26 protein-coding genes are annotated in these 25246 nt (G+C 42.6%); 10 read left to right on the forward strand and 16 right to left on the reverse strand.

Translation table 11 applies throughout. The annotated features are described in order from the left end of the window. The first annotated feature begins 16 nt into the window (after positions 1–16). The 3 genes from GYX91_RS01360 to GYX91_RS01370 all read left to right on the forward strand — a co-directional run bounded on the left by GYX91_RS01360 (position 17) and on the right by GYX91_RS01370 (position 4042). Positions 17–1213: an efflux RND transporter periplasmic adaptor subunit gene (locus GYX91_RS01360; protein WP_025329939.1), complete on the forward strand. Its 1197-nt coding sequence runs from the start codon at positions 17–19 to the stop codon at positions 1211–1213. Positions 1214–1421: 208 nt separating this feature from the next. Beyond that, entirely contained in the window at positions 1422–2951 is a 1530-nt protein-coding gene (locus GYX91_RS01365) for a DHA2 family efflux MFS transporter permease subunit (RefSeq protein ID WP_025329940.1), read from the forward strand. Positions 2952–3157: 206 nt separating this feature from the next. Next, complete coding sequence (locus GYX91_RS01370; protein ID WP_037393236.1) at positions 3158–4042, forward strand: lipid A biosynthesis lauroyl acyltransferase; 885 nt, start codon at positions 3158–3160, stop codon at positions 4040–4042. Positions 4043–4102: 60 nt separating this feature from the next. On the opposite strand, the gene GYX91_RS01375 is transcribed toward GYX91_RS01370, so the two are convergent. From GYX91_RS01375 to GYX91_RS01395, 5 genes are all read right to left on the reverse strand, one after another. Beyond that, the gene (locus GYX91_RS01375) at positions 4103–4732 is read right to left on the reverse strand and encodes an NAD(P)-dependent oxidoreductase (RefSeq protein ID WP_174829747.1); all 630 of its coding nucleotides are present in this window, start codon (positions 4730–4732) and stop codon (positions 4103–4105) included. 27 nt (positions 4733–4759) lie between these two features. Continuing rightward, complete coding sequence (locus GYX91_RS01380) at positions 4760–5353, reverse strand: uracil-DNA glycosylase family protein (RefSeq protein WP_174829748.1); 594 nt, start codon at positions 5351–5353, stop codon at positions 4760–4762. A 26-nt stretch (positions 5354–5379) separates the two neighbouring features. Next, a complete protein-coding gene (locus GYX91_RS01385; RefSeq protein WP_025329944.1) occupies positions 5380–5586 on the reverse strand; it encodes a hypothetical protein in 207 nt (68 codons plus the stop codon). A gap of 17 nt (positions 5587–5603) precedes the next feature. Next, positions 5604–6764: an MFS transporter gene (locus GYX91_RS01390; protein ID WP_174829749.1), complete on the reverse strand. Its 1161-nt coding sequence runs from the start codon at positions 6762–6764 to the stop codon at positions 5604–5606. 111 nt (positions 6765–6875) lie between these two features. Next, on the reverse strand, positions 6876–7199 hold the full coding sequence (locus GYX91_RS01395) for a YnfA family protein (RefSeq protein ID WP_025329946.1): 324 nt from the start codon (positions 7197–7199) through the stop codon (positions 6876–6878). A 358-nt stretch (positions 7200–7557) separates the two neighbouring features. On the opposite strand from GYX91_RS01395, the gene budA reads away from it, so the two are divergent. Further along, a complete protein-coding gene (gene budA, locus GYX91_RS01400; RefSeq protein WP_174829750.1) occupies positions 7558–8259 on the forward strand; it encodes an acetolactate decarboxylase in 702 nt (233 codons plus the stop codon). Between the two features lie 116 nt (positions 8260–8375). Further along, positions 8376–8813 (forward strand): hypothetical protein, encoded by a 438-nt coding sequence (locus GYX91_RS01405; protein ID WP_037393202.1) that lies wholly within the window; start codon positions 8376–8378, stop codon positions 8811–8813. 65 nt (positions 8814–8878) lie between these two features. Here the strand turns inward: GYX91_RS01405 and GYX91_RS01410 are convergent, their stop codons facing one another. From GYX91_RS01410 to dnaK, 4 genes are all read right to left on the reverse strand, one after another. Continuing rightward, positions 8879–11158, reverse strand: a complete 2280-nt coding sequence (locus tag GYX91_RS01410; RefSeq protein ID WP_174829751.1) for a Tex family protein — start codon at positions 11156–11158, stop codon at positions 8879–8881. A 178-nt stretch (positions 11159–11336) separates the two neighbouring features. Continuing rightward, on the reverse strand, positions 11337–12506 hold the full coding sequence (locus GYX91_RS01415; RefSeq protein WP_025329950.1) for an alpha-hydroxy acid oxidase: 1170 nt from the start codon (positions 12504–12506) through the stop codon (positions 11337–11339). Positions 12507–12677: 171 nt separating this feature from the next. After that, positions 12678–12845, reverse strand: a complete 168-nt coding sequence (locus GYX91_RS01420; RefSeq protein WP_167539456.1) for a hypothetical protein — start codon at positions 12843–12845, stop codon at positions 12678–12680. A gap of 281 nt (positions 12846–13126) precedes the next feature. Beyond that, a complete protein-coding gene (gene dnaK / locus GYX91_RS01425; RefSeq protein WP_025329951.1) occupies positions 13127–15061 on the reverse strand; it encodes a molecular chaperone DnaK in 1935 nt (644 codons plus the stop codon). 398 nt (positions 15062–15459) lie between these two features. Between dnaK and GYX91_RS01430 the strand changes: the two genes are divergently transcribed. From GYX91_RS01430 to GYX91_RS01440, 3 genes are all read left to right on the forward strand, one after another. After that, positions 15460–16914 (forward strand): anion permease, encoded by a 1455-nt coding sequence (locus GYX91_RS01430; protein WP_025329952.1) that lies wholly within the window; start codon positions 15460–15462, stop codon positions 16912–16914. 320 nt (positions 16915–17234) lie between these two features. After that, the gene (locus GYX91_RS01435; RefSeq protein WP_025329953.1) at positions 17235–17801 is read left to right on the forward strand and encodes a TMEM165/GDT1 family protein; all 567 of its coding nucleotides are present in this window, start codon (positions 17235–17237) and stop codon (positions 17799–17801) included. Positions 17802–17853: 52 nt separating this feature from the next. Further along, on the forward strand, positions 17854–18417 hold the full coding sequence (locus GYX91_RS01440) for a DNA-3-methyladenine glycosylase I (protein ID WP_174829752.1): 564 nt from the start codon (positions 17854–17856) through the stop codon (positions 18415–18417). Between the two features lie 49 nt (positions 18418–18466). Here GYX91_RS01440 and GYX91_RS01445 read toward each other — a convergent pair whose 3' ends face one another. Together GYX91_RS01445 and GYX91_RS01450 are read right to left on the reverse strand one after the other, a co-directional pair. Further along, a complete protein-coding gene (locus tag GYX91_RS01445) occupies positions 18467–18814 on the reverse strand; it encodes a hypothetical protein (RefSeq protein WP_174829753.1) in 348 nt (115 codons plus the stop codon). Positions 18815–18939: 125 nt separating this feature from the next. Further along, a complete protein-coding gene (locus GYX91_RS01450) occupies positions 18940–19530 on the reverse strand; it encodes a CHAP domain-containing protein (RefSeq protein WP_174829754.1) in 591 nt (196 codons plus the stop codon). 325 nt (positions 19531–19855) lie between these two features. Here GYX91_RS01450 and GYX91_RS01455 point away from each other — a divergent pair, with 325 nt between their 5' ends. Beyond that, entirely contained in the window at positions 19856–20500 is a 645-nt protein-coding gene (locus GYX91_RS01455; protein WP_174829755.1) for a hypothetical protein, read from the forward strand. A 37-nt stretch (positions 20501–20537) separates the two neighbouring features. Here the strand turns inward: GYX91_RS01455 and dtd are convergent, their stop codons facing one another. The 5 genes from dtd to minC form a co-directional block, all read right to left on the reverse strand. Beyond that, positions 20538–20972, reverse strand: coding sequence for a D-aminoacyl-tRNA deacylase (gene dtd, locus GYX91_RS01460; RefSeq protein WP_025329957.1), 435 nt, complete (start codon positions 20970–20972; stop codon positions 20538–20540). A 181-nt stretch (positions 20973–21153) separates the two neighbouring features. Next, positions 21154–22080: a hydrogen peroxide-inducible genes activator gene (locus GYX91_RS01465; RefSeq protein WP_084547468.1), complete on the reverse strand. Its 927-nt coding sequence runs from the start codon at positions 22078–22080 to the stop codon at positions 21154–21156. Further along, entirely contained in the window at positions 22080–22346 is a 267-nt protein-coding gene (minE, locus tag GYX91_RS01470) for a cell division topological specificity factor MinE (RefSeq protein ID WP_025329959.1), read from the reverse strand. Before minE ends, GYX91_RS01465 begins: the two co-directional genes overlap by 1 nt. A gap of 3 nt (positions 22347–22349) precedes the next feature. After that, a complete protein-coding gene (gene minD / locus GYX91_RS01475; protein WP_025329960.1) occupies positions 22350–23165 on the reverse strand; it encodes a septum site-determining protein MinD in 816 nt (271 codons plus the stop codon). 62 nt (positions 23166–23227) lie between these two features. After that, entirely contained in the window at positions 23228–23959 is a 732-nt protein-coding gene (minC, locus tag GYX91_RS01480) for a septum site-determining protein MinC (protein WP_025329961.1), read from the reverse strand. A 133-nt stretch (positions 23960–24092) separates the two neighbouring features. Here minC and GYX91_RS01485 point away from each other — a divergent pair, with 133 nt between their 5' ends. Beyond that, a complete protein-coding gene (locus GYX91_RS01485) occupies positions 24093–24986 on the forward strand; it encodes a Rossmann-like and DUF2520 domain-containing protein (protein WP_174829756.1) in 894 nt (297 codons plus the stop codon). Positions 24987–25246: the final 260 nt, after the last annotated feature.

Raw genomic sequence — 25246 nt, forward strand, 5'->3', positions numbered from 1 at the left:
ATTGAGCTATTTTCGTATGAGTGAACAAAAGCAAACTAACGAGGCGGTAACCACCTCACAACCGGCGGTTCAGCCGCAGTCAGAACGTGTACCGGCCGGCCGCAAACGTAAACTCGTGTTGCTGACCGTGATTTTTCTGCTGATTGCACTGGGTTGTCTGCTGATGTATCTGCTGGTTTGGCAGCATAAAGAATCTACCGATGATGCGTATGTAAATGGTCATCTGGTACAGATAACTCCGCAAATTACCGGTACGGTACAAAAGGTAAATGTGGATGATACGCAAACTGTGAAAGCCGGTCAGGTGCTGGTAGAGCTGGATAACAGTGATATGCAGCTGGCGTTTGAACGGGCACATGATGAGCTGATTAATGCGATTCGCCAGAATCAGCAGCAGACTGCTCAATCACGTCAGGCCAGTGCACAGGTTGCAGCGCAACAGGCACAGTTAAAACGTTTGCAGGCTGACTTACAGCGCCGCCAGAGTCTGGCCGGTACAGATGCCATCTCTGCTGAGGAGCTGAGTCATGCGCGTGATGCAGTACAGGAAGCACAGGCTAATCTGAAAGCTATGCAGGGACAGGAAAGCGCGGCCAAAGCTGTATTGGGTCACAATGTTCCGCTGCGTCAGCAGCCGGCAGTGATGACTGCTGTCAGTCATCTGAAGAGTGCATGGCTGGATTTGCAACGTACTCAGATTAAGGCTCCGGTTGACGGGCAGGTTGCCAAGCGTAATGTACAGGTAGGGCAGAAGGTAGCAACCGGTGCTGCACTGATGGCGGTTGTACCATTGAATAATGTGTGGGTGGATGCAAACTTTAAGGAAAGTCAGCTGGCTAAAATCCGTATTGGTCAGCCGGTGGAAATCAGTGCCGATGTATATGGTAGTAAGGTGACTTATCACGGTAAGGTAGCCGGTCTGTCAGCAGGTACGGGAGCTGCGTTCTCACTGTTGCCGGCACAAAATGCAACCGGTAACTGGATTAAGGTGGTACAGCGTGTGCCGGTGCGGATTGCTCTGGATCCGAAAGAGCTGGCTGCACATCCGCTGCGGGTAGGTTTGTCAATGGATGTTGAAGTGAATACGCGCAACCAGAATGGTCAGGATTTAACTGCGGCTAATGCGATTCCCACTAATGGAAATATGGCTGCAATTGACTGGACTCCAATCAATAATATGATTGAGGAAATTTTTGCTCAATATGCACCCTGATTGAGTTAATGCTGAACCATAATCCGACGGCTGCTAAAGCAGAAGGGCATATTCTGCCGCCAGCAGCCATTATTCATGGTAATGATTTTGCCTGATTTTTTTGTTATTCCGGAAGTATCGTCTTTGTGAATAGTATTGACTGTACTTGTGAGTACAGCTATCCGGATATGCTGCAGATAAAAAATATTTCTGCGATAAGGCTGCTTGAATGACGCATTCTCCTTTAAAAGGTCCGGCACTTGCTCTGGTTACGGTGGCTCTATCACTGGCCGTTTTTATGCAGGTGCTGGATTCAACTATTGCCAATGTGGCATTACCGACTATTACCGGTAATCTGGGTGCAGCCAACAGTCAGGGTACGTGGGTAATTACGGCGTTTGCTGTGGCAAATGCTATTTCTGTACCGCTAACTGGCTGGCTGGCACGCCGTTTTGGTGAAGTAAAAGTATTTGTCGTGGCTACGCTGTCCTTTGTGCTGGCCTCGTTTTTATGTGGTATTGCCCCCAGTCTGGCATTGCTGGTGTTTTTCCGTGTATTGCAGGGGGCTGTAGCCGGTCCGATGATTCCGCTGTCACAAAGTCTGCTGATGGCAGCTTATCCGCCGGAAAAGCGCCCGATGGCGCTGGCTATGTGGTCAATGGTGATTATTGTGGCACCGATTTTCGGCCCGATTCTTGGTGGGATTATCAGTGACAACTGGCATTGGGGCTGGATTTTCTTTATTAATGTGCCAATCGGGTTGCTGGCCGCGGGTATCTCATGGCAGATGCTGAAAAAACGCGAAACTGAAACCGAAAACCAGCCAATCGACCGGATGGGGCTGTCCCTGATGGTTGTAGGTGTGGGTGCCTTACAGATGATGCTCGACCGTGGTCATGAGCTGGATTGGTTCTCATCCAATGAAATCATTATTTTAGCGGTTATTGCCACGGTATGTCTGAGCTATTTTGTTATCTGGGAATGGTATGCAAAATATCCGATTGTGGATTTACGCCTGTTTAAAGACCGTAATTTTACGGTAGGTGTGATTACGCTCAGTACCGCCTATATGACCTATATGGGCGCAATTGTATTATTGCCGATGCTGTTACAGATGCAGTTGGGCTATACCGCTACCTGGGCAGGGCTGGCAACGGCGCCTATCGGTATTTTCCCGGTATTGTTGTCGCCATTGATTGGTAAGTTTGGTAACAGGCTGGATATGCGGGTGCTGGTAACCATCAGCTTTACTGTATATGCCATCTGTTTCTTCTGGCGTACCAATTTTAATGCCGGTATGAGTTTTATGGATGTATTCTGGCCGCAGTTTGTGCAGGGGATTGGTATGGCAATGTTTTTTATGCCGCTAACCCAGATTACTCTGTCTAATATGTCCGGTTCACAGATTGCCAGTGCTTCAAGTATTTCCAATTTTGTGCGCATTCTGGCCGGCGGTATTGGTACTTCAATGGTCAATGTGTTATGGGATAAACGTGAGGCTTTGCATCATACACAACTGGTAGAAAACATTCATCCTTATAACAGTACGATGAATGAATCAATTCAAGGGATGAATCAGCTCGGTTTAAGTGGTACTCAGCCGCTGGGCTCGATTGAGCAGACCATAGGGCAGCAGGCTCATATTATGGGTGCCAATGATCTGTTCTGGCTGTATGGGATGACATTTCTGATTCTGATTGTACTGGTGTGGTTTGCCAGACCGCCGTTTGGCAGTGGCGGTGGCGGCGGGGCACATTAGTTTGTCTGTAATCCGGTTCATACGGTCTGTGTCTTTGCAGGCCGTTTTATTTTTATCCGGAGTATTTTGCCTGTCACTACTTGCTCTGGTGTTATTGCAATAAGTTATATACAACAGTGAATGTAAAGTGACCGCAGCTTGTGTACAATAGAGTGCAGTTAATGATAGAGCTGGCGATAATCAGTTAGGTAACAATAGTAATGATGATGAAATTGGCGTTTGCTTTTTTGTATGTGCTGCAATTACTGCCATTATGTATGATTCATGCGCTGGCACGCTGTGTAGGCTGGATAAGTTATTATGCGGTAGCACCAAGACGACGTATTGGTCTGATTAATTTGCGTCACTGTTTTCCTGAATGGACAGAACAGCAGCGGCGCAAAATACTGCGTGAACATTTCTACCATATGGCCATGTTATTACTGGAATATGGTTTGTACTGGTATGGAGATGCAGGCCGGCTGAAAAAGCTGGTGCGTTATCAGGATAAACATTATCTTGATGAAGCTCTCGCCGCGGGTGAAAAGGTAATTTTACTTTATCCGCATTTTACTGCTTTTGAAGCAGCTGTATATGCTCTTAATCAGGATGTACCACTGATTAGTGTTTACTCACATCAGAAAAATAAACAGATGGATGAGCAGATACTTAAGGGACGTCATCGTTATCATAATGTTTTTCTGATTGGGCGTACGGAAGGGCTGCGTGCAATTATTAAGAAAATCAAAACCAGTACCGCTCCGTTTCTTTATCTGCCCGATCAGGATTTTGGCCGGCGTGAATCAATTTTTGTGAATTTTTTCGGTATTCCAACTGCTACAATTGCCGGTCTGAGCCGGATTGCTGCTCTGACTAAGGCAAAAGTGATTCCTGCTATTCCAACCCGCGAGGCTGATGGTACAGTAACTCTGCGCTTTTATCCGCAGTGGGAACATTTCCCCAGTGAAGATGTGGTTGCTGATACTCAGCGCATGAACGATTTTATTGAAGCAAGAATACGTGAACAGCCGGCACAATATTACTGGCTGCATAAACGCTTTAAAACCCGTCCGGAGGGTGAAGCGTCGTTTTATCGAAAAATCCGCAAATAATAAATCGTCTGCCTGCTAAAGCAGACAGACGGTCAGATATATCTTATAGCAATTATTTATTCAGACGCCGGATAATGCGACAGATTGTCCGATATAAGCATCATTGTGCAGTGCTTTCAGCATAAAATGTGCCACATCTGCGCGGGCAATACGACCACTTCCTGCTGGTACACCCTGTGCTGCTTCAAGATAATGAGCCGAAAGCGCATCATTAGTTAAGCCAAGCGGGCGCACAATGGTTGCAGACAGACCGGCTGCCTGAATGATTCCGATTGCCGCCCGATGGTCTGCCAGAGGATAGCGTAAAAATTCCATTGCCGCCTGACCGCGCTCGCCTTCAAGTTCATTATCCACGCCGGCAGAGGCACAATACACAATACGTTTAATGCCATGTTTCTGTAATTGTGTAACGATGTTGTCAAGCATGCGCTGCAAATCATCACCCGGTTTAACTCCCTGATTGGTATTCAGAGCAGAAGCGACAGCATCATACTGGCTGTTACCGGTAAATAGTGACGCTACATCAGCAGCGTTAAATGCATCACAGTGGCGAATATGTAATTTAGGATGTTGCAAATCAAATTTTTCTGGTGAACGAAGCGCAGCAGTTACTTCATTTCCGCTGTCTAATGCCTGCTCAACCAATGCCTTGCCAACGCCGCCACTGGCACCAAAAATCAGAATATGCATAAAAATTCCCCCGCTGAATAGTTAAAATTAGTTCAATAACCCAATATTAGCAAAATAATCACGATAAATTGCTGCCTTGCGTTCCAGTGCAAGCGGATAAGCGCGCGATGAAGAAGGCAGTCTGGATAAAGTTAAATGCCGGCCGTCCAGTATAGTGTGACTGGGATGGCCGATAGTCGGTACTGGCGTATCTGCTGGTAATAGTTGTAATAATGTGCTGGTAGCTTTGTCTCCGGTAGTCATAATATGCTGACAGTGCGGAATCTGAGTCAGTACTGCCGATAAGTTTACCGGTGTAACAACTTCGAGGAATTTGTCGGCTGCATTATTTTGTAAACGTCTGATCTGATACGCAGTGTCATTAATGGCTATACCGCGTTCTGATAAAAAAGTACGGATGAGTTTTTCGTTGAATGCTTTATTGTTATCAGTAAAAAAGTAATGTTTGTCCTGAAAAAATACCAGCCCGAAAATACGCCACATATCATTTTGCAGATTCGGGTAATAAAAATTCATTTTCCATCGTCCGGCAGGCGGAGGGAATGACCCGAGCATCAGCAGCCGCGCATTTGCGGGTAAAAAAGGTTTCAACGGGTGTGTTTCAACAATAATTTCAGCCATAAGTATCTTAATATAACCCATACTTACTAGCAGCGGCCGAACAGACAGGCTACCATATGAGCCTGTTCATCTGTATAACCTGCTTCTCCTAGCCGTGCGGCCATTACCCATTCACTGGAAAAGCCTTGCTGACTACTGTATTCCTGCCATAAACGCAGTTGTTCGGTTTTATTACCATTTTTTTTGGCAAGTTGCAGACGTTGCCTGATTTCCGGTGGTATAGATTCATCCATTATTATTTCCTTATAGTTCAGATATCCTGTCCCTGATTTTCATAACGACGGTGAAACCACAGCAGGCAGGCACAACCAATTAATGTCAGTGGCACGCCGAGTAATGCCGGATATTGATACCCCCAGTGATGGCTGATGGCCAGCCCGCCATTATAAGAACCAATGGCATTACCCAGATTAAATGCCATCTGTACACTGGCGGCTCCAAGCAAGGCACCGCCCGGAGAGTGACGCAGTAATAACAATTGCTGTGGTGCGGATACGGCAAACAGACAGAATGTACATACACACATCAGTATGGCTGATAACCAGCTATTCGATGCAAACAGGAAAATCAGTAATAGTGCTGCGGCTGCCAGTCCCTGTAAGCCGGCTGCGACCTGACCCGGTGTATAACGGTCGGCCAGACGGCCACCGCACCAGTTACCGGCGACCATACCGGCGCCGGCCAGTACCATCAGCAAGCTGACCTGATTACCACTGAAACCGGATACCTGTGTGAGTAAGGGGCTAATATAGCTGAACCAGCAGAAAATCCCGCCGTTACCAAACATGGTGGCAGCCAGTATCAGCCATGGTGCAGCAGATTTCAGAAAACGGAATTGTCCCAGAATACCGGTATCGGGTAAACGATCCATTTGCGGGATAAAACGCCGTAAGGTGAATACCAGTATGATGGCCACTACAGCCACCAGAGTAAATACCAGACGCCAGCTTAAATGCAAACTCAGCCATGTACCTACTGGTACACCAATCAGATTGGCTACTGTCATTCCGGCAATCATCAGTGCTACAGCCTGCGCAGAGCGTCCCGGTGGTGCAAGTTTGGTAGCAACAATGGAGCCGATACCGAAGTATGCGCCATGCGGCAGACCGGAAATAAAACGTGCTACCAGTAAAGTCATATAGCCCGGAGATAATGCAGCCAGTATATTACCAATGGCAATCAATACCGATAATGACAATAAAATAGTTTTGGGTGGCAGACGGTAACTTAATACCAGCAGCCATGCACCGCAGCAGACACCGATTGCATAAGCAGCAATAAAATGTCCGGCCTGAGCGATACTGATATTCAGTGAAACCGCCACATCCGGCAGAATACCCATCATGCTGAATTCTGCCATACCCAGTGCAAATGTGCCTAACGATAATGAAAGTAAACTTTTCAGTAGCATAATAATCTACAGCTATAGTTTGTTCAGCAATAAACGATAAGTTTAGACGCAGCTTGCCGGCTTGTCACTTTTCGTACTGGTAAATACCAAAATCATATAAACAAATTTTGTTTAGCCACGTGGAGCGAGCAAAATGATTGCTGCACCAAGCAGGCATACCAGTGCACCACTGATATCCCATTTATCCGGTACAGATCCTTCTACCAGCCAAGACCACAGTAACGAACAGCAGATATAAATACCGCCGTAAACGGCATATGCCCGTCCGGCAATATTGCTTTCCACCAGCGTCAGCAACCATGCAAACAACAACAGAGACAGTGTGCCGGGTAATAGCCAGAGTACTGATTTGCCCATGCGTTGCCAGACCCAGAAAGAAAAACAGCCGCTGATTTCAGCAACAGCAGCCAGAAAATAATAAACAAAAGATTTCATGGTGAGTTTTCGAATCAGTCTGATTGATTGTAACTACCTGCATTGCAGATGCAGAAATAAAGAGAATCGCTTATACCATAACAGTCTTACCTGCACCGGATAATCTGATTTCAGCAGGATATCTGCCAAAGGTGGGTGCTGTGACCAGTGTAACTGCAATACAAAGCCTGATTCAGACTATGCTAATCTGAATTTAAATACATTATCAAAATAATTAATTGATTCTGCTGATGTCCGGTTATTTATTGGTATTAAATTGACCAGCAATAACCATATAAACATTGTTTATTCAATAAATTTTTATTTTAGAGTATATTAATATGTAAATAAAATTTATTGTCTATTCTCGGAGCAAAAAATGAAAAAAGCAATTGTCCAGTTTTCAACCATTAATGCATTGATGGCAGGGTTGTTTGATGGAGTATTTAGTGTGGGAGAAGCAAAAAAATATGGTGATTTTGGTTTAGGCTGTTCTCATGCGCTGGCCGGTGAGGTAATTGTTGACCATGATTTTCTGGAGGCCGACGGTGATAAGGCGGTTAAGGTAATGGGAGATAATGAGCTGTTGCCGTTCGTACAGGTTACAACATTTCAGCCTGATAAAGTTGTGGATATAACTGATGTCTGTAAAAGCAATCTGTATGCGCATCTGGCGCACTATCTGCCTCTGGATAATGTATTCGTGGCAGTAAGAATCAGCGGACAGTTTGATGAGCTGAAGATTCGTCGTCCGTTTGCTCAGCATAAACCTTATCCGTCTGTTGTTAAAGTTTTTGAACAGCAAATCGTGGATACGGTAGAGAAGGTCACTGGCACATTAATCGGTTTCTGGACGCCAGAGTTTTTCAAAGAATTATCTGTAGCTGGTTTTCATCTGCATTTTATTGATACTACACGTAAACTTGGTGGTCATGTTATAGATTTTTCTGCAAGTAATGCTGAGCTGGCATATGAGTGCAAACAATCGGTTCAAATTGCTTTACCTGAAAGTGAAGAATATTTACGCAAGAATCTGAAAATGGATGATTTAAATAAAGTTATTAAGCAAGTAGAAAATTAATCAGCGCGTGTTACACTATTATTGATTATCTGGAGTAAATTAAGGGGAAAGGACAGACAAAATTTTCCGGTATGACCGGATAACTCCTGTCTGTATCTGCTCTGAAAGTGTCAGCTATGAAAAAAATAATTGCGCTATTTTGTTTGTGCTTACTGGCAGCCTGTAACCGGCAGCCGGATGAATCTGGTGCAGCTTCTGCAGAAGCCGCCAGTAAACCTCGGCATATGCCTCTGGCCATTGATCCGGTATTGACTACGTCTGTAGATCAGCAATTGCTGGCATTACAGAAGAAACTGCCACAGCAACACAAACAGAATCTGTTTACAGCAGCTGTACGGCACAATCAGACTATTTATTATTCGTATACCATGCTGGACAGTAAGCGAAATCAGGCTAATTTCAATCCGGCATCAGTGAAAAAAGATTTAGAGCAGGCGTGCCGTCAGCCTCTGACACGGCGTATGTTGCTGGGGGGATTTAATTTTGTGTATGTTTATACTTTTCAGGATCATTCACAGGTAAGTGTGCCGTTGTCTGGCAAAGATTGTCGCTAAGATATTATATGCAGGCTGTTTAATGAAAAAAGGGGCAGAGATGCCCCTTTATAGCGGTCTTTTGTCTATTGCTGTTTTAACCGGGCAAATGCTGCCGCCATAGCATTATCTGTGCCGGATACATTTTGTGTTTTACCATTTTGCCGGCGTGGTCGTTCGTGTTGGCGGGATGCAGGCTGAGCATCGTCGTTCAGACGCATGGACAGAGCAATACGTTTGCGCGCTATATCAACATCGATAACCTTCACTTTAACTACATCGCCGGTTTTAACAATATCACGCGGATCAGCAATATAGCGGTCAGCTAAGGCAGAAACATGTACCAGTCCGTCCTGATGCACGCCAATATCGACAAAAGCGCCAAATGCGGCCACATTACTGACTACGCCTTCAAGAACCATGCCGGGTTTAAGGTCGCTGATGTCTTCGATACCATCAGCAAATGTTGCGGTCTGGAATTCGCCGCGCGGGTCACGACCGGGCTTTTCCAGTTCCGCCAGAATGTCGTTAATCGTAGGTAAACCGACATTAGCATCGATGTAATCTGCGGGTTTAAGTGTTTTGAGCACACTGCGGTTGCCAATCAGCTGGTCAGCCCGCAGCTGAGCCGTTTTGAGCATTCTAGCAACGATAGGATAACTTTCCGGATGGACAGCACTGGCATCCAGTGGTTCATCACCGCCCTGAATACGCAGAAAGCCGGCCGCCTGTTCAAAAGTTTTACTGCCCAGACGCGGTACTTTAAGCAGAGTTTTGCGATTGGCAAAAGCGCCATTCTGGTCACGATAACTAACAATATTCTGTGCCAGTGTACTATTAAGACCGGAAATACGCGCCAGCAGGGCAACTGATGCGGTATTCACATCTACGCCGACAGCATTTACACAATCTTCTACGACTGCATCCAGACTTTTGGCCAGCTGGCTCTGGTTAACATCATGCTGATATTGACCAACACCAATTGATTTGGGGTCAATTTTCACCAGTTCTGCCAGCGGGTCTTGCAGGCGGCGGGCGATAGAAACAGCACCGCGCAGACTGACATCCAGCTCAGGAAATTCTTTGGCTGCTAAAGCAGAAGCGGAGTAAACAGAGGCACCGGCTTCAGAAACAACGATTTTTTGCAAATGGTAATCTGGTAGGGCACGAATCAGTTCACCGGCCAGCTTGTCGGTTTCACGACTGGCTGTACCGTTACCAATGGCAATCAGCCGGACTTTATATTGTTTTACCAGATGCATCAGTGCAGTCAGAGCACCTTTCCAGTCGTTACGCGGCTGGTGCGGATAGATAGTAGCTGTTTCCAGTAGCTTACCGGTATCATCCACTACCGCTACTTTTACTCCGGTACGGATACCCGGATCCAGCCCAATAGTGGTAAGACGGCCGGCCGGAGCAGCAAGCAGCAAATCTTTCAGATTTTGGGCAAATACGCTGATGGCAGCCTGATCGGCATTTTCTTTAAGCCGGTTGAGGGCTTCAAGTTCCAATGAAAGAAAAATTTTGGCACGCCAGCTTAAGCGCACTGTGTCACGTAACCAGCGGTCAGCAGCACGTCCGATATCTGCGATACCAAACTGTTGTGCAATCAGCTGCTCATAAATACTCTGTTCGCCGGCAGGTGTATCATCAGGCTGGTATTTCAGACTGAGCGACAATATTCCTTCATTACGGCCGCGCAGTATGGCCAGAGCACGATGGCTGGGCATGCTGTGAATCGGTTCACGGTGATTAAAGTAATCTTTGAATTTCTCACCGGCACTTTCCTGACCTTCGATTACCATGGCATGGATTTCGCCTTCACGCCACAATTTCTCGCGCAAACGTCCTATCAGAGCGGCTTCTTCGGCAAATTGTTCCATCAGAATTGCGCGCGCTCCGTCCAGAGCGGCTTTACTGTCAGCGACATTGTCGTTTAAATAATTTTGTGCGGCAGTTTCCGGATCCAGATCTGGCTGAGTAAGCAGTGATTCAGCTAATGGTGCCAGCCCGTACTCGCGTGCAATTTGTGCCTTGGTACGGCGTTTGGGTTTATAAGGAAGATAGATATCTTCGAGTGCAGTTTTATTATCAGCGTCTTCTATGCTCTGGCGCAGCTCATCAGTCAGTTTGCCCTGTTCTTCGATGCTGGATAATACAGTTTGTTTGCGTTCCTGTAATTCACGCAGATATTGTAATCGTTCAGCCAGCGTCCGCAGCTGAGTATCATCCAGCCCGCCTGTGGCTTCTTTACGGTAGCGTGCCACAAACGGTACCGTAGCGCCATCATCCAGCAGGTCAATCGCTGCCTGAATTCGTGCGGAAGCAACATTCAGCTCCGAAGCAATTTTCTCAGTGATGTTCATAACAGTCTAATAAGCAATAAAAAGGCAAGCATAGCCGGCTGAAGTGGCTTTGTCACCTGTTCATGTCAGTTAAAAAGCCAGTTAGTTATACCAAATACTGAATAAGATGAGCAGTATCGATAAAAAAGCTATTTGTCTGAGACAAATAGCTTTTAAATATCCTTAGAATCAGGCAGATTTAACCGGCTACCGGATAAGTGCCCGGTATCAGAATATCTTTATTAACGGTTTTGATATCAGTATGACCGGTAAAGGCCATGCTGATATCCATTTCGTTATAAATAATTTCCAGTGCACGTGTTACCCCATCCTCACCATATGCACCCAGACCATACAGGAATGCGCGGCCAATTAGTGTACCCTTGGCTCCCATAGCAATAGCCTTGAGAACATCCTGTCCGCTGCGGATACCACTATCCAGCCAGACTTCAATATTATTGCCTACAGCAGAAATAATATTGGGTAAAGCATGGATGGTCGAAGGAGCACCATCCAGCTGGCGACCACCATGGTTAGACACTATAATTGCATCTGCGCCGGATTTCACAGCCATTTCTGCATCTTCGGCATCAAGAATGCCTTTAATAATCAATTTTCCGCCCCATAAATTCTTGATTTCTTCTATGTCTTTCCAGCTGAGGCGCGGATCAAACTGTTCAGATGTCCATGAAGACAGTGATGTCATGTCGGCAACGCCTTTGGTATGTCCGACAATATTACGGAAAGTGCGACGCTGTGTATTCAGCATAGCCAGACACCATTCCGGCTTAGTAGCCAGATTCATCCAGTTGCGCAGTGTGGGTTTAGGCGGCGTAGACAGCCCGTTTTTAATATCTTTATGTCTTTGTCCCAGAACCTGTAAATCAGCAGTAACCACCAATGCTGAGCATTTGGCTTCCTGAGCACGGCGAATCAGATCGCGCATGAATTCGCGGTCACGCATAACATATAATTGAAACCAGAACGGAGCGCTGGTATTTTCTGCCACGTCTTCAATAGAACATATAGACATAGTAGACAGCGTAAACGGCACACCGAATTTTTCGGCCGCACGTGCAGCCAGAATTTCTCCGTCGGCATGCTGCATACCGGTTAATCCGGTAGGTGCCAGTGCTACCGGCATTTTTACTGTCTGACCAGCCATTGTTGTTTCCAGTGTACGGCCGGTCATATCCGTCAATACACGCTGGCGTAATTTAATTTCCTGAAAATCATTACTATTGGCATGATAGGTAGATTCAGTCCACGAACCAGTATCAGCATAATCATAAAACATCTTAGGTACTTTGCGTTTGGCAACTTTACGCAAATCTTCGATACAGGTTATTTTGCTTAATTTGTTTTGCATGTGGATACCTATTTTTCAAATTTTCTTTGAAGAAAACAGTCTTAGCTAGAGAAGATAATGTTATACATCAATTTTATTCGGTTGTAATCACCATCATTGATTTCCAACCGATTCTTAAATAGTTATTCATCTGCCAGAATCAAAATGAAGCTGACAGACAGGAATCAGAATTCAGACAACGCGCGATAGTTTATATATCATCACCATAATCAGAATCAGCAGGCAGCTAATGCCAACCAGCATAGTCCATGGACCCCAGCGTTGTGAGCGTCCGCAAAATCCGGCAGTTAGTATGGCACAACAGACACCAAGTAAAATCAGTAAAATATAAAAATCCATCTTTTGCTCCAGTTGTATTTCTTTATTGTAAATAATCGCTACGATTATTGTAACGGTCAGTTTGCAAATATGTCTGTTTTTTTACAGGACATTAAATATTCACAATTTCTGCTTATGGATATTTTCATCTGTCTGAATGATTATAAACTGGCAATAATAATAAAATCAGAAATTTTGCGGCAAAAAAGACAGATATAAATGGTATTTTTTAGTCTGTAGAGCAATGGCCAGATAAAATAAAACCCCGCTTGGAAGCGGGGTTAAATAGTATCAGGAAAAAATTAGTCTTTTTTCTCTTTATCTTTTACTTCTTCAAATTCAGCGTCTACAACGTCATCGCTGCCTTTGCTTTGTGACTGTTCAGTCTGGGCACCAGCTTGCTGACCTTCGGCCTGTGCCTGAGCATACATCATTTCGCCCAGTTTCTGGCTGGCTGTACCTAAAGCCTCGGCTTTAGCATCAATTGCAGCTTTATCTTCGCCTTTAACAGCTTCTTCAGCTTCCTTGATGGCTGCTTCAATTTTTTCTTTTTCAGCAGCATCCAGTTTGTCGCCATATTCAGTCAAAGATTTCTGTACTGAATGAATCAAAGCTTCAGCCTGATTGCGACTGCTTACCAGTTCGGATAGTTTACGATCTTCCTCAGCATTAGCTTCTGCATCTTTTACCATGCGTTCGATTTCTTCTTCGCTCAGACCGGAAGAAGCCTGAATGGTGATATTAGCTTCTTTGCCGGTACCTTTGTCTTTTGCAGATACATGCAAAATACCGTTGGCGTCGATATCAAAAGTAACTTCTACCTGAGGCACACCACGGGGTGCAGGAGGAATATCACCCAGATTAAATTGTCCCAGACTCTTATTAGCAGAAGCACGTTCACGTTCACCCTGTAATACATGGATGGTTACCGCACTTTGATTATCTTCAGCTGTAGAGAATGTCTGAGTTGCTTTAGTCGGAATGGTAGTGTTTTTGTTGATGAGTTTAGTCATCACACCGCCCATGGTTTCAATACCCAGAGACAAAGGTGTTACATCGAGTAACAGCACGTCGTTACGGTCACCGGCCAGTACAGCACCCTGAATAGCAGCACCTACAGCAACAGCTTCATCAGGATTAACATCACGGCGCGGTTCTTTACCGAAGAAATCTTTAACAGCTTCCTGTACTTTTGGCATACGGCTTTGACCGCCTACCAAAATAACATCATTAATATCATTTACGCTCAGACCGGCATCTTTAATTGCAGTGCGGCAAGGTTCGATAGAGCGGGTAATCAGATCTTCTACCAGACTTTCAAACTTGGCACGGGTAATTTTCATCGCCAGATGTTTCGGGCCGGAAGCATCCATAGTGATGTAAGGCAGATTGATTTCTGTCTGCTGGCCACTGGAAAGTTCGATTTTCGCTTTTTCAGCAGCTTCTTTCAGACGTTGCAGAGCCATTACATCATTTTTCAGATCGATACCCTGATCTTTTTTGAATTCATCAATGATGTAGTTAATCAAACGCTGGTCGAAGTCTTCACCGCCCAGGAATGTATCACCATTGGTGGCCAGTACTTCAAACTGTTTGTCGCCATCAACTTCAGCGATTTCAATAATAGAAATATCAAATGTACCACCGCCAAGGTCGTATACGGCAATCTTACGGTCGCCTTTTTCGCCCTTATCCATACCGAAAGCCAGAGCTGCGGCAGTAGGTTCATTGATAATACGTTTTACATCCAGACCGGCAATACGACCGGCGTCTTTAGTGGCCTGACGCTGGCTGTCATTAAAATAAGCTGGCACAGTAATAACAGCTTCAGTTACTTTTTCACCCAGATAATCTTCAGCTGCTTTTTTCATTTTACGCAATACTTCGGCAGATACTTGCGGAGGTGATAATTTTTCACCATGTGCTTCTACCCATGCGTCGTTATTATTTGCTTTAACAATCTGAAAAGGCATAGATTTAATGTCGCGCTGTACTTCAGCATCATCAAATTTGCGGCCGATCAGACGTTTTACGGCATAAATAGTATTTTTCGGATTGGTAACAGCCTGACGTTTGGCTGGTGCACCTACCAGAATTTCGTTATCGTCCAGATAAGCAACAATTGAAGGCGTAGTACGTGCACCTTCTGCATTTTCAATTACTTTAGTCTGGCCACCTTCGGAAATGGCAACACAGGAGTTGGTGGTACCTAAGTCAATACCGATTACTTTTGCCATAATTAATAATCTCCTAATTATTTAATTTCGTACTTTGCGCCGCTATATTACGGCTGCAAACAGGGTAGTTAATTACCACCGCCATACTATTGCTAATGAAGCGTAGATGGGTATGCCCGGCACGATTTCAAGCATAGTTTTGCAAAATTTATCTATTTAATCGCATCCGGAAAATCCGCTTAAACATCAATAGCATTTACTTACACAGCTATATGTTATATTCATTCAGGCTTAAACAGTATAATCATCTGACTTTCGTCAATACCGTCTGATACTTTTTTGCTTTATGTCAGACGGCATTTTGTTATAAAAGTATACAATCACATTCAGTTTAGTGATTTCTGTCTGGCTGTAGTCTGTATCTTTATGATTTAGGAGTATGTTGTATGCCTTTAAAAATTGGGTTTAAACCCATTCCCGCGGCTATTGCGCTGATAATCGCTCTGATTATCTGGTTCATACCGGTTCCAGAGGGGGTTTCACCTCAGGCATGGCATTTACTGGCCATGTTTGTCGGAGTTATTGCTGCCATTATCGGCAAAGCAATGCCAATTGGTGCACTATCTATTATTGCCATTATGCTGGTTGCCTTAACCGGAGTAACTAATAATGATCCCAGTAAGGCTATGGGTGATGCCTTAAGCAGTTTTGGTAATCCGCTGATCTGGCTAATTGGTGTGGCAATTATGATTTCGCGCGGTTTATTAAAAACCGGCCTTGGTGCACGTGTGGGCTATCTGTTCATTAGGTTATGGGGTAAACGTACGCTGGGTGTTGCCTATAGTCTGGCCGTAGTGGAATTAATACTGGCTCCGGTTACACCGAGTAATACTGCTCGTGGCGGTGGCATTATTCACCCAATCATGAAGTCTATTGCATCCAGCTATGATTCTGATCCTGAAAAGGGCACAGAAAAACGTATGGGTAAATTTCTGGCTCTGGTAAATTATCATGCCAATCCCATCAGCTCAATCATGTTTATTACTGCTACCGCTCCTAACCCGTTAATTGTGAGGCTAATTGCCGATGTAACCAATAAAAATATTAATCTGACATGGGGTACATGGGCTTTGGCAATGTTAATACCGGGTCTGATAGCAATGTTCCTGATGCCGCTGATTATTTACTGGTTGTATCCGCCTGAAATCAAGCAAACACCCAATGCCGTTGCTTTTGCTCAAGAGCGTCTGAAAGAGCAGGGGCCGATGACCCGTGATGAAAAAATCATGCTGGGTATTTTTGCAGTATTGCTGATTTTATGGGCAGGTGTGCCGGCCATGCTGTTTGGTGATGCATACATTATAGACGCGACCACTACTGCATTCATTGGTTTATCATTGTTATTGTTAACCGGTGTATTAAGCTGGGATGATATTCTGAAAGAAAAAAGTGCATGGGATACCATTACCTGGTTTGCTGCATTAGTCATGATGGCTACTTTCCTGAATAAACTCGGATTGATTAAATGGTTCTCTGGTGTGCTGGAAAGCAGCATAGGCGGACTGGGTATGGGCTGGATGGGTGCCTGTGCCTTATTATTACTGGCTTATATGTATGCGCACTATATGTTTGCAAGTACTACTGCTCACATTACAGCCATGTTTGCTGCCTTTTATTCTGCCGGTCTGGCGCTTGGCGCACCTCCGATGCTGTTTGCACTGATGATGGCTGCAGCTTCCAGCATCATGATGACACTAACGCATTATGCTACTGGTACCTCACCTGTGATATTCGGTTCAGGCTATGTTACTTTAGGCGAATGGTGGAAAGTCGGTTTCATCATGAGTGTAGTCGAACTGATTATATTTGTGGCTATCGGTGGTGTTTGGTGGAAAGTTCTGGGTTATTATTAATCTGATTAATCTATTATTGCAGGCTGCCATAAAGTATGGCAGCCTGTTTTGTTGTCTGAAATCAAATTCAATGAATTTTTAAAGAATTTCACTTGTTGCGTTTGTATAGAATGGGTTATGATGCCCTGCCTTAAGGGAGTAGTTGCACAGGTGGTTTCTTCAAGCCTGTGGTTACGGTCAACATATTTACAGTTTTTGCTGTATGGTCGTAACGTCCTTGCCTATTGGCGGACTAACGAGACTTGAGACACATAAAACCATTACGGCGGGGGTTTTATTGTGTCTTTTGTCTTTTGCCCGCCAACGGTATTCTGAAAATGATTCATGCTTTTCTTTCTTCTGTCATTCCAGTTGCGCTTGCTGAAATTGGTGACAAAACTCAATTACTGACTTTATTTCTGGCAACCCGATTTTCGCGCAAATATTCCATCATTGCCGGTATGCTTTGTGCCACCTTACTTAATCATATTGTTTCTGCATGGTTTGGCGTAGAAGTAGCACGTTTTTTTACACCGCAGTTAATGGGCTGGGTTGTAGGCTTCAGTTTTCTGATAGTGGGTTTATGGCTGTTAAAGCCGGATAAAGATGATGGTGTAGATACTCGCTTTATGCGTTACGGTCCGTTCGTGGCCACCGCAGTATTATTTTTTCTGGCAGAAGTGGGTGATAAAACCCAAATTGCTACTATTTTGCTGGCAGCTCAATACCGTGATTTATTTTCAGTAGTTCTGGGTAGTACAGTAGGTTTGTTATTAGCTAATGTTCCGGTAATATTTTTCGGAAACTGGCTGATGCAGCGTTTACCCTTAAACCGTATCCGTATAGGAGCCTGCATTCTGTTCTGTCTTTTAGGTATTATCACCCTGATTCAGACATGGTTATATTAAAAATTATCAGATAACTATGCAAAATTTATAACATTAAGCGGATTCAAATATTATGCAAAAACAGTTGAAACAACGGTGTGAATGGGTCAACGCCGACCCATTGTATGAACATTATCATGATTTTGAATGGGGAAAAATACAGAGAGACGGGCAAAAACTGTTTGAAAAGATTTGTCTGGAAGGCCAGCAGGCGGGCTTATCATGGATTACCGTATTAAAAAAACGCGATGAATACCGGCGTTGTTTCTATGATTTTAATCCGCATCAAATTATTACAATTACCGATATTGAACCCCTATTACAGAATTCCGGGCTTATTCGCCATCCGGCCAAACTCAAAGCAATTATTAATAATGCCCATGCATATCTGTCTATGCAGCAACATGGGGAAGATTTTGCCAGTTTTATCTGGTCATTTGTTAATGATCAACCGATTATCAATCACTATAAACATTTATCAGAGGTGCCAACACAGACAGAAATTAGTCGCGCTATGTCCAGAGCTTTAAAAAAGCGTGGTTTTAGCTTTGTAGGTCCGACTACGTGCTATGCGTTTATGCAATCAATGGGATTAGTAAATGATCATTTAACAAACTGTTTTTGTGCCCAGCATTAAAATAACTATTAAAAGATCCATTTTTTTTAAGCTATAAAAATAAAAAATGTTATTTTTGTTTTTTCTGTTCGCAGTATTTAAATTCCAATAACTCTGAATATTTTTTTTGACACTCAATTATGTTTTTTTGTTGTGCAATAATTGACTGTAGTTTCGCAATAGTTGACTGTTGTTTCGCAATAGTTGACTGTTGTTGTTCAATAACTGGCAGTAGTTGTCTCTTTAATTCAAGACAACCTTGAGTATAACCCTGAGTATAACCATTTTGATATATTTGGGATGATTGATGTCTAAACTCCATTTGTGCTTTTTTATAACCATTGCTGAATCCAAAACTCTCGCTATTAGCAATCATATTGCCCAAAGCGAAACCATTCAAAATGGAATTGGTACTCATAATTATTAAACTCCGAACTATTCTCAATTAATCAATAATATAAACTACCATAAAGCAAGAAGTTAATCCATTAAAACCGTATGAGAATTAACAACTATTTCTGTGATTCATCATGTAATTTGCTTTTAACGTTTACGTAAATAACCTAAAACACGAAAAGAATCTATTTTCCATAATCCATCTTTATAAATTAACGGAAAAGTGGCACGACTACTGGCAGTAGGACCAGGATTTTGCTGAACGATCTCAATATCATTGTCAGTAACTTTACTGATAATGGCTACGTGGCCATATTTAGACCAGCCTAAGACAATAATATCGTCAACTTGAGGTTTTGTAGGGGAGCCGTTATGGAACTGAAGTAAATTACGTTTAGGATTAAGATTTCCATCTGGTATCGAATCATCAAAAAATTGTTTGGCATGCCCGTAACTGTCAGGCATTTTATGATTAAAGCGTTCATAATAGTAGCGCTTAATAAATTCGACACATTGATACTTTAATCCTAAATTATAGCCATCTGGTGCTATATTTCTTTCACTTACATGGCTGATTTTTCCATTGTAGTAAACCTTAACACCATTATATTCATCGACAACCGTACCTATTTTGCTCTCATCGACAAAGAGATCTTCATATACATAATAAAAACTGAATCCTAATAATATTAATACAATAATTATTGGGAAGAAAACTTTTTTAGATTTAAGTAACATTTTGTTTTCCTATTATTTAATATTTTATCATTATGTTAATTAATAATTAAAAGTAAATTTAAGAAGGATGAATTAATTTTATGATTTTTATTTATGTAGTTAAGTACAATCTTTGGAATTATCAAAAACATCAGGAGAATAAATTAAATAACGTAAACTCTGTATATATATTACAATAATATAAAAATACCCGTACACCAGATAATTTGCCTTACAATTATATTTTGTAAAGATTTCAGTCACTGGTTAATTATCCAAATCAGCAAATTGTGCTATAAAACTACATTGTGTATGTATTTAAATGTGGACGTAACGAGTAATTGTTATGCAAAACAAGTTCAGATTTAGCTTTTATTTCATTATCTGTTTATTGTTTTTCAGTGATATGGATGTGGTTTGGGCTGAAGACACAACAGCAGCTATATCCACAGCCAGTGAGCCTAAATCTGTGGTCTGGTATGCTTGTCCGCTGGCAAATAATCATGTCAGCTATACAACCAAACCTTTAGATGTTCAGTGTCAGATTGCAAAGTATCCACCTGCAGATGATGATAATCTAAAAAAATATTCTCTGGAAAATCAAAATACTCCGGGTTTGGAGCAGTTGCAGCGTCTTTGGTACAGTGCTGAATTTGGACGAGACAGTGACTTAATGAAGACACCGGCTTCACCCAAAATAGGTATTTCACTGCGACAACAGCCCCCGAAACCTGAAACTGTGACTATGATTAGAAACAAAAATAATATGGTTACAGTACCGGCTAAAATAATCACTATACCCAAACTGACACCAAAACAACTGGTTCAACGTGATATTGCCAGTGAACAGAATGCATTGACAATAGCCCAGCAAAAGTTACGTCAGGCACAAAAGCAGGGAGCAACAGCACAAATTCAGCGCTGGCAACAAAATATAACAGACCGGCAAGCCAATATCCGCGTATTAAAGCAGGAACTCAGCCGATACTAAAAATTAATTTGTTTGCTATTGAATAAAATATAAGTACTCAAACTTGCAGCCAGAATGTTACCGGTCCGTCATTAATCAGAGAAACCTGCATATTTGCGGCAAAGATACCGGTTTTAGTCACAATTTGTTTCTGGCATAATTCAACAAAATAATTATACAAATCATTGGCTTTTTCCGGTGCTGCACCTTTTGTAAAACTAGGGCGCATCCCTTTTTTAGTGTCGGCAGCAAGCGTAAATTGCGAAACAACCAGTAACTGACCATTAGCCTGCTTAACGTTCAAATTCATTTTATTATCCTGATCACTGAAAATCCGATAACCAAGTACTTTGTCACAGAGACGTTCAGCTTTTTGTAAATCATCTCCTTCTTCCACACCTAATAACACTAGTAATCCTTGATCTATTTGTCCGACTATTTCAGAGTTTACACAGACGCTGGCTTCTTTCACACGCTGTATTAATGCAATCATAGAAAATCCTGTTTCGAATCTGTTTGAATTTAAATTCATTTATAGATTACAGATTATTTAATCAATTTCATATGATTAAATAATCTGTAATCATATATAACTTAAATCATTAAATCAGAAAATTTTGTGCATCAAAAAACGCCTGCTATAGAGTACAGGCGTTTTTTGATTGCTCTAAAACTTAATCAGCATCATGAATAAATTTTACCCCAGTTAACTGCGAAGCCAGAATAGCAGACTTAATCATGCGCAAGGCTTTAGGACGAACAAAATTTCGTCTGGAGGCCAGAACCACGCGCCGTTCCGGTGTCGGACTAGTAAAAGGAATAATACTGAACAACAGATGATCATTCTCTGTTAAAGCTGTAGCTGGCATGACACTAATACCCAGACCACTGGCCACCATATGTCTGATCGTATTGATAGAACTTCCCTGAATACTATTAGACAGTCCCTGAATTTTCTGACGCGAAGCCAATTCCTGACAGCTAGCCAGTACATTATCACGCATACAGTTGCCTTCGGTGAGCAGTAATACCCGTTCTTCACCTAGTTGCTTTGGTGTAACCTCGTCCAATTGCTCGAAAGCATGGCCTTTTGGAACAATAACAAAAAAAGGCTCATCATAAAGCGGAATAGTTTCCAGCCCGGTTTCAACAAATGGTTCTGCTACTACAATAGCATCCAGATCACCACGCTTAAGTGATTCTTTTAATACATCTGTATAGTTTTCATCCAGCTGTAATGGCATTTCAGGAGCCATCTCTCGCAAAGATAAAATCAACTTTGGCAGCAGATACGGTGCAATGGTAAAAATCAGACCAAGTTTAAATATTCCTTCCAGCTCACTCTGTTCCTGATTCGCCATCAGCTTAATACGATCAGCTTCTTCAAGAACACGGCGAGCCTGTACCACAATTCGCTGGCCAGCATCAGTTGTCATTACCTCATTACTGCTGCGATCAAATAATGCCAGCCCAAGCTCCTCTTCCAGCTTCTTAATTGCAATGGATAAAGTAGGCTGACTTACAAAACATCGCTGGGCAGCACGTCCGAAATGTTTTTCCTGAGCTACAGCCACAATATAGCGCAATTCAGTCAGCGTCATTAACTGGCCTTTTTCTTTCCTGTTTCAGGTAAAGTAATATTCAATGCCAATACATCCATACCGTTTTTCTTTTCCTGAGAAATATGAATATCATTTAAAGAAACATGAACATATTTTGATAACACTTCCAGTAACTCTTTTTGTAGTGTAGGTAAATAATCCGGTGTATGAGTGGCTCGCTCCTGCGCAATAATAATTTGTAAACGATCGCGAGCCGTTTTTGCGGATTGTTGCTTCTTACCAAAAAGAAAATCTATTATAGACATGTCTTATCCTCCAAACAGTCGCTTGAGAAAACCTTTTTTCTCAGTATCCAGAAAACGGATTGGACGATCCTCACCCAGTAAACGAGCGACAACATCTTTATAAGCTTCAGCAACAACTGAATTTTCCTGCAAAATAACCGGCGTACCAGAATTAGATGCCTGTAATACATTTTGTGATTCAGGAATAACACCAATTAATGGAATACGCAAAATATCCTGAATATCCTGTACAGACAGCATTTCACCTTTTTCTACACGCTCAGGTGAATAACGGGTAATCAGTAAATGCTCTTTTACCGGTATCCCATTAGTTTCGGCACGGCGAGATTTGCTGGATAAAATACCCAGAATACGGTCAGAGTCACGTACACTGGAAATTTCCGGGTTAGTAGTGACGATGGCTTCATCGGCAAAATATAAGGCCATTAATGCACCTTGTTCAATACCAGCTGGTGAATCGCAGACTACATATTCAAAGCCCATCTTCTCAGTCAGATCTTTTAAAACCTTTTCTACACCGTCGCGGGTAAGCGCATCTTTATCCCGGGTCTGAGAGGCAGGTAATACATAAAGATTTTCACAGTGTTTATCTTTAATTAATGCCTGATTCAGAGTAGCTTCATCCTGAATAACATTAATCAGATCATAAACCACACGGCGTTCGCAACCCATAATCAAATCCAGATTACGTAAGCCCACATCAAAATCAATTACCGCAGTTTTATGGCCTGCTAAAGCCAGACCTGTTGAAATACTGGCACTGGTTGTGGTCTTACCAACACCACCTTTACCTGACGTCACCACAATAATCTTTGCCACAATCAAAATCCTTTTTGTTATATAAATGAATCTGTCAATACATTCAAAAATCAGTCATAAAATTAATGTGCCTGAATCGCACTAAGCACCAGCCGGTCATTCTGCAGGAAAATCTGTACAGGGTGACGATACAGATGTGCTGGTAATTGTTGATCAAAAATGCGATAAATTCCTGCTACCGATACCAGTTCGGCCTGCATAGACTGTGCAAAAATGCGAGTATCCTTATTTCCGGCAGCACCAGCCAAAGCCCGGCCGCGTAAAGGGCCATAGATATGAATATTGCCATCCGCAATAATTTCCGCCCCTTCACTTACCAGTCCCAGAACAATTAAATCAGATTTTTCTGCATAAACCTGCTGACCGGTACGAATAGTGCGATCTATTACCAGAGTTGGTAAGGCAGAAACAGATGAAGTAAATTTTTCTTTTTCAGTAATTTGTGGTATTTGCGCCTCAGTTACAGCTTTGACGCGTGCACTGGCCTGTTCCTCTGGAAGAATGCTGAAAGCAATATTATGCTGTTTAGCCAGATTGGACCAGGATAAATCGGTATGGCGGATAGCAATAATGCGCAAATTATATCGTGCAAACAGCGCAATCAGCTTCGCTAAATTCACATTTGCCTGATTGGAAAGATTTTGCAGATCCAGAGTAAAAGGCATATTGCGTAAATTACCAAAACGTTCTGCCCGTTGCTTTAGTTCCTGGTTAATCAAAGTCAGATCATCTGTCAGTAATTGTACTGACAGCGTGTCCAGACGCGCAGATTTCACATTAAAAGCAGCATTCATTAACGTGTTTGCCCAAGTAAATTATGGTTAGAATATAGAGTAAGTATTGAAGTGTACCGTTTTGGTTAAAAGGCTTCAATTGCAACACGAAGCCTCAGGTAAAATAATCGTCTTTTAGTTAGAAAAATTAATAATGACAACTAGCTCCATTTGCCTGAAAAAAGCACACAGACCAAGCGTAAACATTGTTGGTGCAGGTAAGGTTGCCTCAACATTAGCCATAATCTGGCATCAAAGTAAACTGATTAATATTCAGGCAGTCTGGAATCGTAATTTTTCAGCTGCAGAGTATCTTAAAAATCACATACCGCACATCCAAGTACACAAACAGCTAGAAACATTACCACCAGCGGATATTATAGTCATAGGTGTTAGCGATCAGTTCATTGAAGAAATTAGCAGGAAAATACATCAAATTGAGTGGCTAAAGGCTGACACATTGATACTTCATTTCAGTGGTGCATTAAATAGCAATATATTAATACCACACAATCAACAAAAATTATTAGTAGGTTCATTACATCCGGTATTTGCCTTTGCTTCGATAGAAACGGCCATCAATACTTTACCGGGGCATCTATGTGCAATAGAAGGCGATGCAGAAGCATTACCTTTATTATATAAATTGGCACAGGCAGCAAACTTATCCTACTTTAATATTGATTCTGCTCAGAAAAACCGTTACCACGCGGCTCTCTCCATAAGTGCAAATTTTTTAGTAACCTTAAATGCATTCGCAAGAAATATATTGACTTCCCTGTCTTTGCCACAAGAATTGGCAGAAGCTCTGGTAAATCAGCTAATGCAGCAAAATCTCAATCAATTGCAGATAATGTCTCCGGAAGAAGCCTTAACCGGCCCCATTAAACGTGGTGACAGCAATACCATTGCCCGCCACTGGCAAACATTAGAACAATCAGAACAAACACTATATAAAGTATTGGCAGAGCAAACCTTACACTTAACCTCATTGAGTGCAGAAAAACAGCAACAGATTTTGCAAATAGTCAATTCGCAAGAGAATTAGAAAGTAAATACACAGCTAAAGAATACAAATTTGATGTAATCAAAAATAATGGATCAAAAATAAACACAGGAAAAACAGTTGAATGAGAAGAAAGTCAAAAATAAATGCAGGCAGGAGTTGACAGGGGATTAGTGGAGGCGTATAGTTCGCCTTCTTCGCTGATGACGCGACACGAAACAAACGCACAGTTTAAAGTAGAACGCAGTCGAAAGCAACGCTCTTTAACAGAACAGATTACCGATAAGTGTGAGTGCCAAGCG

The sequence above is a fragment of the Snodgrassella sp. ESL0304 genome (assembly GCF_013344995.1).
Classification (GTDB): Bacteria; Pseudomonadota; Gammaproteobacteria; order Burkholderiales; family Neisseriaceae; genus Snodgrassella; species Snodgrassella alvi.

Bases quoted from the DNA above. Each gene is read 5' to 3' on its own strand.
- GYX91_RS01360 (WP_025329939.1), top strand. From the start codon at position 17: ATGAGTGAACAAAAGCAAACTAACGAGGCGGTAACCACCTCACAACCG.
- GYX91_RS01365 (WP_025329940.1), top strand. From the start codon at position 1,422: ATGACGCATTCTCCTTTAAAAGGTCCGGCACTTGCTCTGGTTACGGTG.
- GYX91_RS01370 (WP_037393236.1), top strand. From the start codon at position 3,158: ATGAAATTGGCGTTTGCTTTTTTGTATGTGCTGCAATTACTGCCATTA.
- GYX91_RS01375 (WP_174829747.1), bottom strand. From the start codon at position 4,732: ATGCATATTCTGATTTTTGGTGCCAGTGGCGGCGTTGGCAAGGCATTG.
- GYX91_RS01380 (WP_174829748.1), bottom strand. From the start codon at position 5,353: ATGGCTGAAATTATTGTTGAAACACACCCGTTGAAACCTTTTTTACCC.
- GYX91_RS01385 (WP_025329944.1), bottom strand. From the start codon at position 5,586: ATGGATGAATCTATACCACCGGAAATCAGGCAACGTCTGCAACTTGCC.
- GYX91_RS01390 (WP_174829749.1), bottom strand. From the start codon at position 6,764: ATGCTACTGAAAAGTTTACTTTCATTATCGTTAGGCACATTTGCACTG.
- GYX91_RS01395 (WP_025329946.1), bottom strand. From the start codon at position 7,199: ATGAAATCTTTTGTTTATTATTTTCTGGCTGCTGTTGCTGAAATCAGC.
- budA (WP_174829750.1), top strand. From the start codon at position 7,558: ATGAAAAAAGCAATTGTCCAGTTTTCAACCATTAATGCATTGATGGCA.
- GYX91_RS01405 (WP_037393202.1), top strand. From the start codon at position 8,376: ATGAAAAAAATAATTGCGCTATTTTGTTTGTGCTTACTGGCAGCCTGT.
- GYX91_RS01410 (WP_174829751.1), bottom strand. From the start codon at position 11,158: ATGAACATCACTGAGAAAATTGCTTCGGAGCTGAATGTTGCTTCCGCA.
- GYX91_RS01415 (WP_025329950.1), bottom strand. From the start codon at position 12,506: ATGCAAAACAAATTAAGCAAAATAACCTGTATCGAAGATTTGCGTAAA.
- GYX91_RS01420 (WP_167539456.1), bottom strand. From the start codon at position 12,845: ATGGATTTTTATATTTTACTGATTTTACTTGGTGTCTGTTGTGCCATA.
- dnaK (WP_025329951.1), bottom strand. From the start codon at position 15,061: ATGGCAAAAGTAATCGGTATTGACTTAGGTACCACCAACTCCTGTGTT.
- GYX91_RS01440 (WP_174829752.1), top strand. From the start codon at position 17,854: ATGCAAAAACAGTTGAAACAACGGTGTGAATGGGTCAACGCCGACCCA.
- GYX91_RS01445 (WP_174829753.1), bottom strand. From the start codon at position 18,814: ATGAGTACCAATTCCATTTTGAATGGTTTCGCTTTGGGCAATATGATT.
- GYX91_RS01450 (WP_174829754.1), bottom strand. From the start codon at position 19,530: ATGTTACTTAAATCTAAAAAAGTTTTCTTCCCAATAATTATTGTATTA.
- GYX91_RS01455 (WP_174829755.1), top strand. From the start codon at position 19,856: ATGCAAAACAAGTTCAGATTTAGCTTTTATTTCATTATCTGTTTATTG.
- dtd (WP_025329957.1), bottom strand. From the start codon at position 20,972: ATGATTGCATTAATACAGCGTGTGAAAGAAGCCAGCGTCTGTGTAAAC.
- GYX91_RS01465 (WP_084547468.1), bottom strand. From the start codon at position 22,080: ATGACGCTGACTGAATTGCGCTATATTGTGGCTGTAGCTCAGGAAAAA.
- minE (WP_025329959.1), bottom strand. From the start codon at position 22,346: ATGTCTATAATAGATTTTCTTTTTGGTAAGAAGCAACAATCCGCAAAA.
- minC (WP_025329961.1), bottom strand. From the start codon at position 23,959: ATGAATGCTGCTTTTAATGTGAAATCTGCGCGTCTGGACACGCTGTCA.
- GYX91_RS01485 (WP_174829756.1), top strand. From the start codon at position 24,093: ATGACAACTAGCTCCATTTGCCTGAAAAAAGCACACAGACCAAGCGTA.